Source organism: Catenovulum agarivorans DS-2 (assembly GCF_000568405.1).
GTDB lineage: Bacteria > Pseudomonadota > Gammaproteobacteria > Enterobacterales > Alteromonadaceae > Catenovulum > Catenovulum agarivorans_A.
The window spans coordinates 76,710-92,119 of record NZ_ARZY01000009.1 but is presented as its reverse complement, the minus strand read 5'-3'; the positions used below and the strand labels follow the sequence as shown (position 1 = coordinate 92,119).

The window sequence follows — 15,410 nt, the reverse complement described above, 5'->3', positions numbered from 1 at the left end:
TTTTCAAAACGTGAAAAGGGATACAAAGCATTGGGTATAAAATTACCTTCAAGTGATAAATATGCTACCAAAAAATTAAAAGCCCCGCTTAATAACGGGGCTTCTTTTAGGATTGAGGGGTATACGCCACAAAAATTACATCATGCCGCCCATTCCACCCATGCCGCCCATATCTGGTGCTGCTGGTGCTGCTTCATCTTTAGGGATCTCAGTAACCATAGCTTCGGTAGTAATCATTAAGCCTGCCACTGATGCTGCAAACTGTAATGCACTACGAGTTACTTTAGTTGGATCTAAGATACCAGCTTCTAACATGTCACCATAAGTGTCGTTGGCAGCATTGTAACCGAAGTTTGCGTCACCTTCTTTAACTTTGCTAACCACTACAGATGCTTCTTCACCAGCGTTAGTTACGATTTGGCGTAAAGGCGCTTCCATTGCACGTAGTGCAACTTTAACACCGTGGTTTTGGTCTTCGTTTTCACCAGTTAACTCAGCAATTTTTGCTGCAACGCGCACTAATGCCACACCACCACCAGGTACAACACCTTCTTCAACTGCAGCGCGAGTAGCATGTAACGCATCTTCTACGCGAGCTTTTTTCTCTTTCATTTCAACTTCAGTTGCTGCACCAACTTTAATTACTGCAACACCACCAGCTAATTTAGCCAAACGCTCTTGTAATTTTTCTTTGTCGTAATCTGAAGTGGTTTCTTCAATTTGACCACGAATTTGTGCAACACGGCCTTTGATAGCGTCTTCTTCACCAACACCGTCAATGATAGTTGTGTTGTCTTTGTTAATTACAACGCGTTTCGCTTGACCTAAGTCTTCTAAAGTTGCTTTTTCAAGCTCCATACCGATTTCTTCAGAAATAACTGTACCGTTCGTTAAGATAGCGATGTCTTGTAACATTGCTTTACGACGGTCACCAAAACCAGGCGCTTTAACTGCTGCAACTTTAACAATGCCACGCATGTTATTTACAACTAGAGTTGCTAATGCTTCACCTTCAACATCTTCAGCGATGATTAATAAAGGCTTACCGGCTTTTGCAACACCTTCTAACGTACCTAACAATTCACGGATGTTAGAGATTTTCTTATCAACTAATAAGATGAAAGGATTTTCTAATTCAACAGTACCGTTTTCTTGGTTGTTGATGAAGTAAGGAGATAAGTATCCACGGTCAAACTGCATACCTTCAACTACGTCTAATTCGTTTTGAAGTGCTTGACCTTCTTCTACTGTGATAACACCTTCTTTACCAACTTTTTCCATTGCATCAGCAATGATTTGGCCAATTTCGCTATCAGAGTTAGCAGAAATAGTACCTACTTGTGCAATTGCTTTGCTGTCTGCACATGGTTGAGATAAAGCTTTTAGTTCTTCTACTGCACTAATTACCGCTTTGTCGATACCACGTTTCAAATCCATAGGATTCATGCCAGCAGCAACAGCTTTCAAGCCTTCGTTCACAATAGATTGAGCCAAAACAGTCGCAGTAGTTGTACCGTCGCCCGCTTCATCATTTGCTTTAGACGCAACTTCTTTAACCATCTGCGCGCCCATGTTTTCGAATTTGTCTTCTAATTCTATTTCTTTAGCAACAGATACACCGTCTTTAGTGATTAATGGGGCACCAAATGATTTATCTAGAACAACGTTGCGGCCTTTTGGACCTAAAGTTACTTTAACTGCGTTTGCTAAGATGTTTACACCCGCAAGCATTTTTACGCGAGCGTCTTCACCGAATTTTACGTCTTTAGCTGCCATAATTCTCTTTCCTAAATTCTAAACTAATGATTACTAACTAATTGAGGTTGGGAGAATTAACCTTCAACCACACCTAAGATGTTTTCTTCTTTCATGATCAATACTTCTTGACCATCAATTTTGTGTGTTTTTTCGATGTAGTTACCGAATAAAACAGTATCGCCAACTTTAACATCAACCGGTTTAACCTGACCGTTATCTAAAGTGCGACCATTACCCACAGCTAATACCTCACCTTTAGATGATTTTTCAGCTGCACTACCAGTTAAAACGATACCGCCTGCAGACTTAGTTTCTTCTTCTAAGCGCTTAACGATAACGCGATCATTTAAAGGACGAATATTCATCTTCTCCAATCTCCTGAGAAAGTAATTACACTAAATGTTATTTATAAAACCCAGCCTTAACAGACCAAGTAATTCTTGAGTTGTAGCATAAATGGGGATGCAAAAATGCTTCACAAGGGTTCAGATCAATTTTTTTTAAGTTTTTTATTAATTTTTTTGCTTTAAGCAGTTGTGCAACCAGCAGCTTACAAAATTTGTACTAAAATTAATCAATAAGTGTTGGTTTTGTGAGGCCGGTTATGCGCTACTTAAAGATTTTATTTGCATCATTTTCTTTTGCGCTGTTGTTCGGTTGTCAGCACCTACCTGAATATTTACGCTTATCTGTTGACCAACCCACTATTCCGCAACCAAACAATTATTTTAGTCATTTTATTCCGCCTGACGAGAAGTATGAATTTCTTGAGGTCACACCAGAAATGGAAGATTTTTTAGCCCAGCTCGATTTAGAAGATATGCAAGAGTCTGAAAAAATTATCACCATTTATGATGCCATATTTAAAAGTGAAGGCTTTAAGATAGACTACGACATGTTTACCACAGCTTCTGCCGCAGAAACCTTTGAAACCAAAGTCGGTAATTGCATATCACTTACTGCTATGTTTGTCGCATTGGGTCGCCACGTTGGCTTAAATGCACGCTTTCAAGAAGCGAATACAGCCCCCATTTGGCATTCTGAAAACGGTATATTCACCGAATTACATCATATCAATACTCTTATGTATCGTAATCGCGCTATTTCTGTGGTGATTGACCTGTACGATAAATACACCTATCGACCTCGCGAAGGCCGAATCATTTCCGATGAAGAAAGTTTTGCCTTTTATTACAACAATAAAGCAGCGGAAGCTATGATGGAACACGACAATGCTGCTGCCTATTATTACTATCAAAAAGCTTTAAGCTTTACCCCAGACACAGCCTATATGTGGAGTAATTTTGGTACTTTGTTTACTCGATTAAAAGATTACGAGCGGGCCGAACAAATCTTTCGATATGCGCTCAATTTAAATCCTCGAGAATATAATGCTTTGTTGAACTTGCGAAGCTTATATTATCAAACTGAAAGATACGAGCTGGCCGAAAACTTAAACAGCATTATAGACACCGAGTACGGTGATAATCCTCATTACTTAAAATCTGTCGCAGAACGAGCACTAATGAGTGGGGATATCGAAAAGGCAATTGTCTACATTAAGCGGGTCGAACAAATAAAACCTGGGTTGATTGATCCAAACTCAATTATGTTAACTAATAATCAAAATCAGCGTATTGAGTACCAACTCGACATAAGCAAGTATTAATTAATTCACATATTTCAAGTGCATAACTTTAGTTAATTCACAGAAAGCACTAAACTTAGCTCAGTTATAGTTTTTTGTTTGAGCTAGATGCATTACCGTCATAATCATGTATCAAAAGCCGTGCATAAATAATAAGGACAAAAGTCCACCAGGAGATAGAATGAAAACGCCTTGTTTTTATCATCTAGTTAAAAGCTTACCCATTTCATTTGCATTAGTACTTGCTGCTTGCGGCGGTGATAGCGCGCCAAATCAATCTAATGATAGCAGTGTTGAACCCCCAATAAATAACATCACTGTGAGTCAGCAATCGTACTCTGATTTCCAATTGCCAAAACGATTTGTCAGCGGCCAACCAGTACATTACATTAATGATGGCAACACTGCTCGTAGGGCTTTACCAACAGTTGATCTAGCTGACCTAACTGGTGATTTTACAGAAATAAATACCTCATTGTGGCAAAGTCAATTACTCAACTTAGAGCCAAATGTGCAAGGCGGCTTTTTTATTCGTTTAAAACTCTCTCCTGAGCAAAACATTAATTTACCAAGTCGGTTATTTTTTACCTTCTCAGGCTCAGACAAAAACATTATTTTGTGCCAACCTTGCAATCAATCTAGCTTAGTCAGTGCCAATAGTAACGAGCTAGATATCACTTTGACCGGCATCAACCCGGCAAATTTTGATTTGTCGCAAGGCAGTCAAGTGGTAGAAATTTGGGGGCAATCTGCTGAAGATATCGATAACCAATCAATTCGTTTAGTCGCGAGCCAATCATTTACTTGGCAACCAGCCAACATCGACCTAACGACCATAGAGCGCTCACAAGCCTCGATCAGCTTAAACTGGCAAAACCTTGGGGGTGATTACAGCCACTACAATGTGTATTGGCAACAAGATGACCAGCCTCAAGAGCACCAACTTGCAATTAGTGAAAACAACTTTAGTTTGCCTGCGACAGGTGGCAATTACAAAATTCAAGTGAAAGGCGTCGATAGCCACGGTGAATCAGCGCAATCGGAAATCATATTGTTAGGCAATCAAGCCCCGACATTTAGCCCAAGTAAAATCTCTTTAAGTGAAGACAGCCAAAGTCAATTTAATATCTTAGATAACATAGCTGATAATGAAGATCATCAAGTAAGCTTTTTAACGGGTACATTTTCAACCGCTCAGAATGGGAGCATAACACTTAATCAACAAGGGGATGTTAGTTACACCCCTGCCGACAACTTTTTTGGATTAGACTCGTTTTCATTTGAACTGGCTGATGAGTTTAATGCAACAACAACAGCAACAATAGAATTTGAAGTAGTTGCGGTAAATGACGCGCCCACTGCAACGACTGATAGCTTTTCTGTCACCAGCGGACAAACTTCTTTTCAAATTCCCTACTCTGAACTTTTAGACAATGATTTTGATATAGACGGTGATACTCTAACGGTTGAAAGTAGCAGCATAGCGAATATTGAAAATGCAACGATAGAGCCTACTAGTGATGGCTTAACCTTTAACGTTTCATTCGACTTTATTGGGCAGGTTCGTTTTAGTTATCAAGCAACAGATGGCACCGCATTATCCGAACCCGTTAGTGTCGCAGTGAATGTTGGCGATATCGCTCAAACGTTACGGGCGATAAATGATAGTTATGAAATCAATGAAGATACAAGCCTTGATGATAATCTAACAGCAAATGATTCAATCAATGCAAGTTTACCTTTTAGTTTAGCGGTAGTCAGTCAACCTAACCACGGTAGCCTTATTTTAGACGAAGCTGGCCAATTTAGTTATCAACCATCTGCTGATTTTAATGGAACCGATACTTTCACTTATCAAATCACTCAGGCGGATACGACCGCGCAGGCTGCCGTTAGCATAACAATTACTGCGGTGAATGATACCCCAAGACTGCAAGCTGATAGCTACTCAGTCAATAAAGGCGAATTGTTAAATATTTTAGCTCCAGGTGTGTTGGGCAATGATAGTGACGCTGATGGCGAAAGCTTAACCGCTAGTTTGTTAACCCCCCCGGCACAAGGTGAGCTAACGCTAAATTCAGATGGAAGTTTTAGCTACCAAGCCAATGAAGCTTTTGTCGGTAATTTATCATTCGTGTACGTGGCAACGGACACCGCAGGCTCGAGCGAACAACAAAGTGTCAGCCTAGAGGTTAAAGATATCAACCTCCCACCTGAAGTAAGTAACGGAAGTTTTGTTACTGCCGAAGACCAAAGCATCAACATAAGCCTAATCAATCTGACGCGGGATCCAGAAGGCGATCCACTTGTTTATAACATTGCAACTGACGCCCTAAATGGACAAACAAGTATTCAATCCGGCATTTTAAACTACCAACCTGCAAGCAATTATTTTGGCAGCGATACTATCGTATTTTCCGTGTCAGATGGGGTTAATGCGCCAATAACTGGCCAAATAGATCTGTCTGTCACCGCTGTAAATGATCCACCTATCATTAGCCAAACAAACTTTAGCTTAGATGAAGACAGTAACAAAACCATAGTTTTGGCCGACTTCGTTCAAGATGCAGAACAAGACAGCATAACTTTTGAAATCACAGCGGCACCGCAATTTGGTCAAGCAAGTTTGTCTGAAGGCACCTTAAACTACACACCCAATGATGACTTTTCAGGGCTAGATTCACTCACACTTACTATGTCAGATGGTCAAGGTGGCAACAATCAGGTTACGCTGCAATTTGCCGTCGCCATTGAAAATGATCCTCCAACTTTTAATAACCAAACATTAACGACTCAAGAAGACATTACCTTAACAATAGATTTAGAAACACTTGTCGATGATCCTGACGGAGATAGCCTATCGTTCGAACTATTATCAGGGGCTGAAAATGGACAAACAAACCTGTCCGGTAACACATTGATTTTTGTGCCTAATCCAGAATTTTCTGGCCAAGATAAAGTTCAGCTGCAAGTTTCAGATGGTTTATTAACAGATTCAGCTGAATTTACCATTACAGTTGAGGCAGTAAACGATGCTCCCATTAGCCAAAATGCCGCTGCAAATGTAAATAGTGGTACAAGCATCTTGATTGACCTAAGCAACTACGCAACAGATGCTGAAAATGACACATTAACCTTTTCAATCCAAACTTCTCCAACACAAGGTTCAGCAAATATTGAAGGCAGTAGTTTACTGTATACACCAAATTCAACATTTGAAGGCACAGACAGTTTAGCGTTTGTTGCCAACGACGGAGAACTGAATTCTGCGCCTGCTACCATTAGCTTTACGGTTTCAAGCACTCAACAAGAATTTTCGCCGCATTTAGTCAGTCATATCCAAACGGATGAAAAAATGTATGATATTGCGGTCAATCAAACAACCGCTTATATCGCCCAAGAAAGTGGCATCGCAATTTATGACATTAGTGATAAGAATGCCGCTAACTTAGTAGAAACAATTACTACATCAAGCCGACCTTACAAAATACTGTTTAATTCCGGCACCTTATACCTAGTGCTGGATGGCGGCAACTTAGAAACTTGGGATGTTTCTTCATCAAGCACACCGACTAATTTAGCCAGTCTTCACTTAGGTGGAAAGATCAACGATATAGCCATTGTCGGCCCTTATTTAATTGTAGCGAATGAACAAGATGGTGTTGATTTTGTTTATAGCGACCAAGGCCAAACCCTGACTAAAGCACTGCAATTCCATCACCATGAAAAAATCACAGCGGTCGCAACCAATGGTGACTACGTTGCATTAGCTACCGAGCAGAATTTATACGTATTGAATACAGACGATATTGAAAGCCCAGATTTATCTCAAGCAGCTCAATACAGCATTGCAGGGATTCGCAACATGCATTTGAGTTCACAAAATTTATTGCATGTTGCATGTAACTTCTGTGGCTATAAGGTTTTTAAAATTGAGCAAGATTCGACATCCGACTCAGTTGGCGTGGCCAGCACTATAAACCTAGTTCATGACAATAATAGATTTTTCCCAACTGACATTGCAATTAGCCAAGGCTTTGCGTTGTTTAATGATAGCTTGTTTACAAATGCCCTACCGATTGTAAATTTAGCGGACGAACAAGCGCCAAACTTCAGCCAACTGATTGATTTGAGTGAATCCTCTCTTGAAAAGAGCAATGCCATCGCAATTGACAACCAATATGTTTATGCAGTTTCAAACAATCGTTTTTATATTGGCAAATACCGTGCGTTAGAAAGCGCACCTAGCGATGCCAGCTCTCGCTTTAGCTTAGATTATTTTGCATTTTTAAACCCACAAGTAACCGAAGATACTTATTTTGAAATCCAAGCTAATTATCAAATGAGTGATAATCTAAATGAATTGGTTCAGTCAGTTTCATTCTTCATTGACGATGTATTAATTGGCACAGATACAACTTGGCCATACACCTACAGAGCACGAGCCAAGTCTGACAACTTTGCGGTAAAAGTTCGCTTTACTTTTGTGGATGATGTTGCCTTTGATGTAACTCAAACATTATCCCCCTTGCCCGATTCTGATGAAGATGGTTTGAGTGACTTAATAGAAATTTCACGATATAACTCAAATAAAGATTTAGTTGATTCAGACAGCGATGGTTTAACTGATTTATTTGAAGCAATTATTTTTACCAACTTAGACCAAGCCGATTCTGACTCAGATGGTTTTAACGATAAAGCTGAATTTGACAACAATGAAAGTCCAATCAATAGTGATAGAACAATTGCTAGTATTGAAGAACAATCGCCTGCCAACAATGCAACGGATGTCTGTGAATACGAGCCGGTCACTATCAAGTTTAACGAAACTATCAGTGTTAAAAGTGTCAACACATCAAGTTTCTACCTAACAAATGGCGAAAATGTTGTTGCAGCAAACGTCAGTTTCTTGCTGCAAAATACTGGCATTAAACTGACGCCCACAAGCAACTTGCAGTCAAATTCTACCTACGAGGTATTCGTTCCTGCAATCTCGGATTTAGCAGGAAACCTCACCGCAGCATTTAGCTATTCATTTACAACTGGTGCCTGTGCTGAAAGTGCTAGACCGAGCGTCGACAGTGTTTTACCGAATAACAACAGCACAGATATAGCAACTAATACTCAGGTCATTGTCAAAATAGACGAACCCGTAAAAGCAAGCAGCGTTAATAGCGACACTTTCAGATTAACTGACTTAAAAACCAATCAAGTGATAAGTGGAACATTAAGTCTGATGGGCAATAACGATACAATTGTATTTGTGCCGGATGAACCGTTAAAATCAGGTCGTCAACATTATCTATCCTTGACTACAGGATTAACCGATTTATTCGACAATGCCCTGTTTGCTCACACCGCTCGATTCACTACTGGTTATCAGGCGGATACCGTTGCACCTGAGTTAACTACATTTAGCATTCGGGAAAACGACAGTTCCGTGCCTATTAATGCGGTTGTGGCAGCTAAGTTTTCTGAAGCAATTGACCCATTAAATTTGGCTGGGGTAAATTTTAGCAACCAAACCAACAGTCAAGCAGTTAACTTTAGTTTAACTTTAGCCGATGACAACACAAGGTTGCTTATTCAACCTGAACAAGCGTTAGAAGCCGATAACATTTATCAAATTAATATATCGGGCATAAAAGATACCAGTGGTAATGTAATCGCACAAACACAAACACTCAACTTTACCACTACCGATACCACTTTCACTGACAGTCTTGATGTGGCAGCTTGGAGCTTTAAATCATCACAAACCCAAATGCCAAAGATGCCAGTACTCACAGTGGCCCATAATCATGCTGTAGACCCAACATCAATTAACCACGATAGTATTTACTTATGGGACAACTCTGCAGGCCGCAGAGTCGCAACAGACAATAACTGGTCGAGCGACCACACACGCGTGAGTTTAATCCCGTTACAAGCTTTAAAAGAAAACAGACGCTACACATTATATGTTAGTTATAACCAACGTTTAAAAGATATTACCAACACCAATGCGGTCGCGTTAAGAACTCGTAGTTTCACCACAGGCTTTTCTAGCGACACCAATGCTCCTTCAATGGTCGATTCAGGCATTACCGAACAATCAATCGTTGTTGATAAGCCGATTATCATCGGCTTTAACGAGGCAATTAATCCATATTGTCAAAACGCGCAAATCCAATTGTTTGATAGCCAAGGCGATTTAGTTGAACATTCGATTAATATCAGCTCTGATTTAACCAGCATAGCAATATCACCTGCGTCATCATTAACTGGTGAAAGCCAGTACAGCTTATCTATTAGTGATTTGTGCGATATGGCAGGCAACCAACTTCCCAACCAACAACTTGCATTAACAACTGCAGCAAACACGGTAACCGACAACTCTGCCCCCAACCTTAGTGCTATGGTGCCAGCACATAGAGCCGCTGAAATTGAGTTAGATACACAAATTGTATTGACATACGATGAAATCTTGTCGCCATTGTCAAAAATAAAAGTCACACATTCAGGTATTGAGGTGAATGGCGCAACAACAATTTCAGGCAATACTGTGACATTTGTTCCTGACGAACCATTGCGGGGCGATACACGTTACGTGGTATCAACGTCGTACACCATCATGGATATCTTCGGTAACAATGCCTATAGTGCAACACGTTATTTTGACACCATTAGTCAAACAGACGACAGTAAACCACAAATTGTCGCAACTTCTCCGATAAACGGACAAACTGAAGTAAACCCAGTGCAAGCTATTGAAGTCAAACTGAATGAAGCATTAACCAGTAATAGCATTAGTGCGTCCAATATTGGGTTATTTCATCAAGGAGAAAAACTATCAGCGACAATCACTCGCTCTGCTGACAATAAATCTATCTTTATCTCTTCAGCTTTACCTGAACATTCTTTAATTAGTCTGGTATTGACCAATGAGTTAACCGACTTAGGTGGTAACGCGTTAGACCCATTTGTAATGAGTTTCACGACAGGCAGCAATACGAATGAAACAACACGGCCAACCGTACTTAATATGAATCCATCATCAACGGCTTATTCTCTGACAAATATCGATACCTTGTATTTATATATGTCAGAAAGCATAAATGAATCATCGCTGACAGATAACTTATTTGTTACCCAAGATGGCGTATTGTTGCCGATTCAAATTGAAATGTTAGCCAACGACCGAATCATTAAATTAACAAACTCCAACGATTTTGCGAGTGGCAGTTTAGTTGAAGTACGTTTAACCACAGGTGTCACAGATCACAATGGCAACTATTTATATGCGTACAATACCAGCATATATATTGGTGATGGAATTGACACAAACGCTGTCAGCCCATACCCAGTTGCCTATTCACCCAATAGCTTTAGTCAAATAGATATCCTAAACCCTGTGCTTAGAATTAAATTCTCAGAAGCCATGGCACAAAGCTCTATCAACTCAAACAATTTTGTTTTAACCAATACAAGTGAAAACAACATAGTGCCGGTTGATGTATCTTTAGCGAGCAATCAAACGATTGTATCGGTTAAACCGCAAATTCAATTAAATGCGGGCGACAGCTACACCTTGACCATAGAGAAGTCGATTGAAGATACAGACGGTGATCAATTGCCCTTCAACCGTTACATTTACTTTACCGTGACTGAAGACGCAAGCTTAGACAATCGAGCGCCACAAATGGTTAATATCAGCCCACTACCGTCAACACAGGCTGTGCCGCTGCAAACACAATTTTCAGTAGCATTTGATGAAGCTGTAGATCTACTATCATTCGATTATTCGGATACTACTTTTAATAGCTTGCAAATTAGTACGGACAACAAGGTGATCACCTTAAAATTAGCACACCCGCTCACTGAAAATACCAGTCACAGCTTAACCTTGCCTCAAATAAGTGACTTTGCCGGAAATTTAGTGACGGATGTTTCAACCAACTTTACCACTGGCTCTGAATTAGATTTCACTTCTCCGCATATTATCAGCCAGACAGAAATTGTTGAGCCGATGAGTAGAAATCTCAAACTATATTGGCGATTTAACGAAACCATCGACTTTACCAGTGTTGACAGTAGTCGAGTATATTTATTTGATACGGTTACCAGTGAACATGTGCCAGTCAGCTTATATCTGTCGCACAGCGGTACTCAGCTGAATATGCAGCCTGAGAGTCAATTGGCAGCTGGCAGAAAATATACTTATATTGTATATGGGGTTAGAGACCTAACGGGTAGAAGCGTGAGCTACAGAAATCATAGCTTTAATACAGGTTTTGACTCTGATACCGCGGCACCTGAGCTAGTCAACGCAAGTATGCTTGATAACGCTAGCGACATCCCAATTAACCACTCACCAAACTTTCAGTTTAACGAAGCGATTAACTTGAATGAAAATATGGTCGTGCAACTTGAACAAAATGGCGTGATGCTAGATGTTCAAACAACACTTTCATTCGGTCAAACCTTATTAACGGTTACGCCAACACAATTGTTTGAGCCTAATAGCCAGTATCGCATTGAGATATCAGGCATCACAGATACAGCAGGTAACGGACTTAGCCAAACAATCGTTCGAAACTTTACCACAGGCGCACAAGCGGATTTAGTTGCCCCATCATTTGAAACTTGGTCTTTAGCTCAGTCAGGGCAAACAAACGTGCCACGAAACCCTGAAATTATTTTAGAGTTTGGCGAAACCATCGACAGAGCGACAGTAGCATCCGATACCATATACTTATACAACAATGGCCATGCTGTCCGAGTGCCCATAGACTTTAGTTATGGGGATAATTTAAATTCAATCAAGCTAAAACCAACAGAGCCACTTGATGCAAACACCAGTTATAGCTTGTATATATCGACGTGGCCTTACGTTAAAGATTTAGGCGGAAACCGTGCCGCATACAGGGCATATGGCTTTACAACTGGCGAGCTTGTAGACGAAACATCTCCAAGCATAGTCACGACCAGTTTCGCCAATCAAACCAGTGATATTCCGGTTAATGCTCAACTTGGTATTACTTTTGATGAAAGAATCAGTCGCGCCTGTATAAATGAATGTTTAAAACTCGTTGATAGTCAGGGTAATACAGTTGAGATGTCGGGCGATATACATAATGACTTTATGGGTGCGACACTTACATTTGGCTCTGGATTAGCACCATTAGAAACCTACCAGCTTATCGCCGACAATATGTTAGATTACGCTGGCAATCCTTACTCTGGCACTATTATTGAGTTTTCAACTGGCTCTGTTGCAATTGAAGACACTGAAGCTCCAAATTTAGTGTCTATCACTCCAAACCACAACGCCACAGAAGTTGAGGTAACCACAGAACAAATTCAATTAACTTTTGATGAGAATATTTCGCAATTAAGTTCAGTAACAATACTAGCCGATGGATACGAGGTCGCAGGCGAACAAAGTGTTTCCGGCTCAACTCTAACCTTTACATTTGCAGAAAACTTAAGAGCAAATACTCGATATATTGTCGAGCTATATCGACAAATCCCAGACTTCGCTGGCAATACCCGAAATATTGGCACACGCCAATTTGAAACAAGCACATCAGGGCAAGATACAACAGCCCCATCCATTGTTAGTGTCACACCAAACCATGGTAGCAGTGATATTGCAGTAAATTCTGAGATTTGGTTAGAGTTTTCTGAGCCAATGAACGCCTCAACACTAAATACTAGCCATATTAGTTTATTTGAAAATGGTCAAAGAAAAACAACATCGGTCAGCCGAAGTGCTGATGGAAAGCGAGTAAAATTGACCACGGGCACTTTCAGTGCTGGCAGTACAATATCAGTTGTCGTCAACAATAGTGTCACAGACTTAGCCAATAATGCTATAACCCCCTATGTGGCTAGTTTTACCACGGGCATTGATACCGTCGAGTCTGCCCGTCCTTCTGTGGCTCACCAATACCCAGCAGCCAATAGCCAAATCAACTTTGTGCCGCAGAACATTCAGTTGTATCTAACTGAATCAATAGATGCTTCCACTGTGCCGTCGCAAATTCAAATTGCGCGCAACGGTGAAACCAACACAGCAAATGTGAGCGTCTCAGCTGAAAATATAATTACCATAACACCAACTGAAGCTTGGCAATTAGGTGACCGTATTGATTATAGTATCCCAAACCAAATCAGAGATTTAGCTGGCAATTACTTGTACAATTACGATGCTACATTAACTATTAACAACCCAGAAGATAGCCAATTGAGAGTGGTTGGATACTTCCCACATGCTAGTTCAACTAATTTAGCTGACAATGTGCAATTGAGTGTTCAATTTAATCAAGCGATAGATGAAGACGACGTGTCGGATGATTTTTTTGTACTGCTTGATACCTCCACCGACAGCATAGTCGCGACCGATCTAACGCTTCATTCAAGTGGCAACTTGGTATTCATAACGCCGGAAACTAAGCTTGCAGCAGATACGACCTATCGCTTAACCGTCAGTAACGGCATTCGATCTGAAAACGGCGTACAACAATTAAACTCTGCAAACGATAGCTATTACACCACTGCCGAACAAGCGTTTAGTGATAACATTGCACCAACAATAGAATTATTCAGCCCCGCCGATGGCTCCAATAATATTGGCCTTAACCCTGAGTTTTCTGTGAAATTGGATGAAAGCGTTAATCCATTATTGTTTGCAACAACTGCGTGGGCTGATAAAAAAGTAATGTTTGATGACAGCAACAAGCTAATAACTTACCAAAAGCACCAACCTCTTACACCAAATACTTCAGTTACAGAAACCCTATCTAATATTCAAGACAGTGCTGGCAACCTTGCTGCGGCTCACCAAACCACTTTTGCGACTGCAGCAAATCACGACCTTTCTCAACCTCAGCTTCTGAGTACCAATGTCACGAGTGGTCAAGAAGATGTTGCAACCAATGCTGTCATTGAGCTTGTGTACTCTGAAGCGATTAACCCAGCCCAATTGGCTGTAGAAAGTCAATATTTATACAACACCGCCACTCAGCAATATTCAGATATTAGCGTTAGCTATTTAGATGAAAATAGCCGAATTAGCATTACGCCTACGCAAGCACTTGACGCTGGTACAGCGTATAACTTGATTGTTGGCCGCGCAAAAGATACCAGTGGCAACCGTGCAGCTAACATCAACTATAGTTTTACGACTGGTTTTAGTGATGATAATTCGGGTCCGTTCGTTGCAAATACATCTATCGCAAATGGCCAAACGGACATTGCAATTAACAGTATATTTAGAGTCGAATTTAACGAGTCTATCGGATTTATTTCTCCAGATGAAATCAAGCTAGAAGACTCAACAGGCACTGCGGTTGATCATGCAATTGAATATAACAACCAGCGAAAACTTCTAATTATTAAACCGCAAAACCTACTACAAAGTAACAGTGCGTATCGATTGGTGGTTCAACGTATTACAGATATCAGTAATAACCAAACACTGAATCCAGTCGACGTCAGTTTCACAACTAAAAATACTATGGATATTACTATTCCAACGGTTGCTAGTTATAACTTTACCAATGGGCAAACAACAGATTCTAACTTTGTTCCACAAATTATCTTTTCTGAAACTGTCGACCCTACCTCGGTGAATTCTGCAACCGTTTATTTAACCGACAACAACGGAAACAAGGTTTCAGGCAATTTGAGTTTAGCAGCTGACAAACAAACTCTAACTTTTCAACCTGATACACAACTGCAAACCGATATTCGATACTATTTATACATCAGTCGATCACCATATATTTTTGACCCTAGCGGCAATCGCATGAATAGCACATCACGAAATTTTATCGTTAGTGAATCTGATACTGATAGCATTTAAGCCCTCAAAAGTATGGGTGAGCTAGATTTCAACTCACCCATCCAAAAGTCGCTAGGACTGACAAGTTGGTCACATAGATACAAAAAAATAACATTAGTCTAGAAATTAGGCTTATTTTAGTTCAGAATTCTCCTATAATTTATGTAAGCCAATGTC

The 15,410-nt window shown here is 40.3% G+C and carries 4 protein-coding genes; 2 read left to right on the top strand and 2 right to left on the bottom strand.

Annotation, left to right across the window (positions count from 1 at the left end; genetic code table 11):
• Positions 1-135 precede the first annotated feature (135 nt).
• Positions 136-1,776: a chaperonin GroEL gene (gene groL, locus DS2_RS06930; protein WP_035013955.1), complete on the bottom strand. Its 1,641-nt coding sequence runs from the start codon at positions 1,774-1,776 to the stop codon at positions 136-138.
• 56 nt (positions 1,777-1,832) lie between these two features.
• Entirely contained in the window at positions 1,833-2,123 is a 291-nt protein-coding gene (locus DS2_RS06925; protein ID WP_035013954.1) for a co-chaperone GroES, read from the bottom strand.
• Between the two features lie 239 nt (positions 2,124-2,362).
• Here DS2_RS06925 and DS2_RS06920 point away from each other — a divergent pair, with 239 nt between their 5' ends.
• Together DS2_RS06920 and DS2_RS20410 are read left to right on the top strand one after the other, a co-directional pair.
• Entirely contained in the window at positions 2,363-3,427 is a 1,065-nt protein-coding gene (locus tag DS2_RS06920; protein ID WP_035013953.1) for a tetratricopeptide repeat protein, read from the top strand.
• A 160-nt stretch (positions 3,428-3,587) separates the two neighbouring features.
• Positions 3,588-15,254, top strand: coding sequence for an Ig-like domain-containing protein (locus DS2_RS20410; RefSeq protein ID WP_035013952.1), 11,667 nt, complete (start codon positions 3,588-3,590; stop codon positions 15,252-15,254).
• Positions 15,255-15,410 lie beyond the last annotated feature (156 nt).

Bases quoted from the DNA above. Each gene is read 5' to 3' on its own strand.
- groL (WP_035013955.1), bottom strand. From the start codon at position 1,776: ATGGCAGCTAAAGACGTAAAATTCGGTGAAGACGCTCGCGTAAAAATG.
- DS2_RS06925 (WP_035013954.1), bottom strand. From the start codon at position 2,123: ATGAATATTCGTCCTTTAAATGATCGCGTTATCGTTAAGCGCTTAGAA.
- DS2_RS06920 (WP_035013953.1), top strand. From the start codon at position 2,363: ATGCGCTACTTAAAGATTTTATTTGCATCATTTTCTTTTGCGCTGTTG.
- DS2_RS20410 (WP_035013952.1), top strand. From the start codon at position 3,588: ATGAAAACGCCTTGTTTTTATCATCTAGTTAAAAGCTTACCCATTTCA.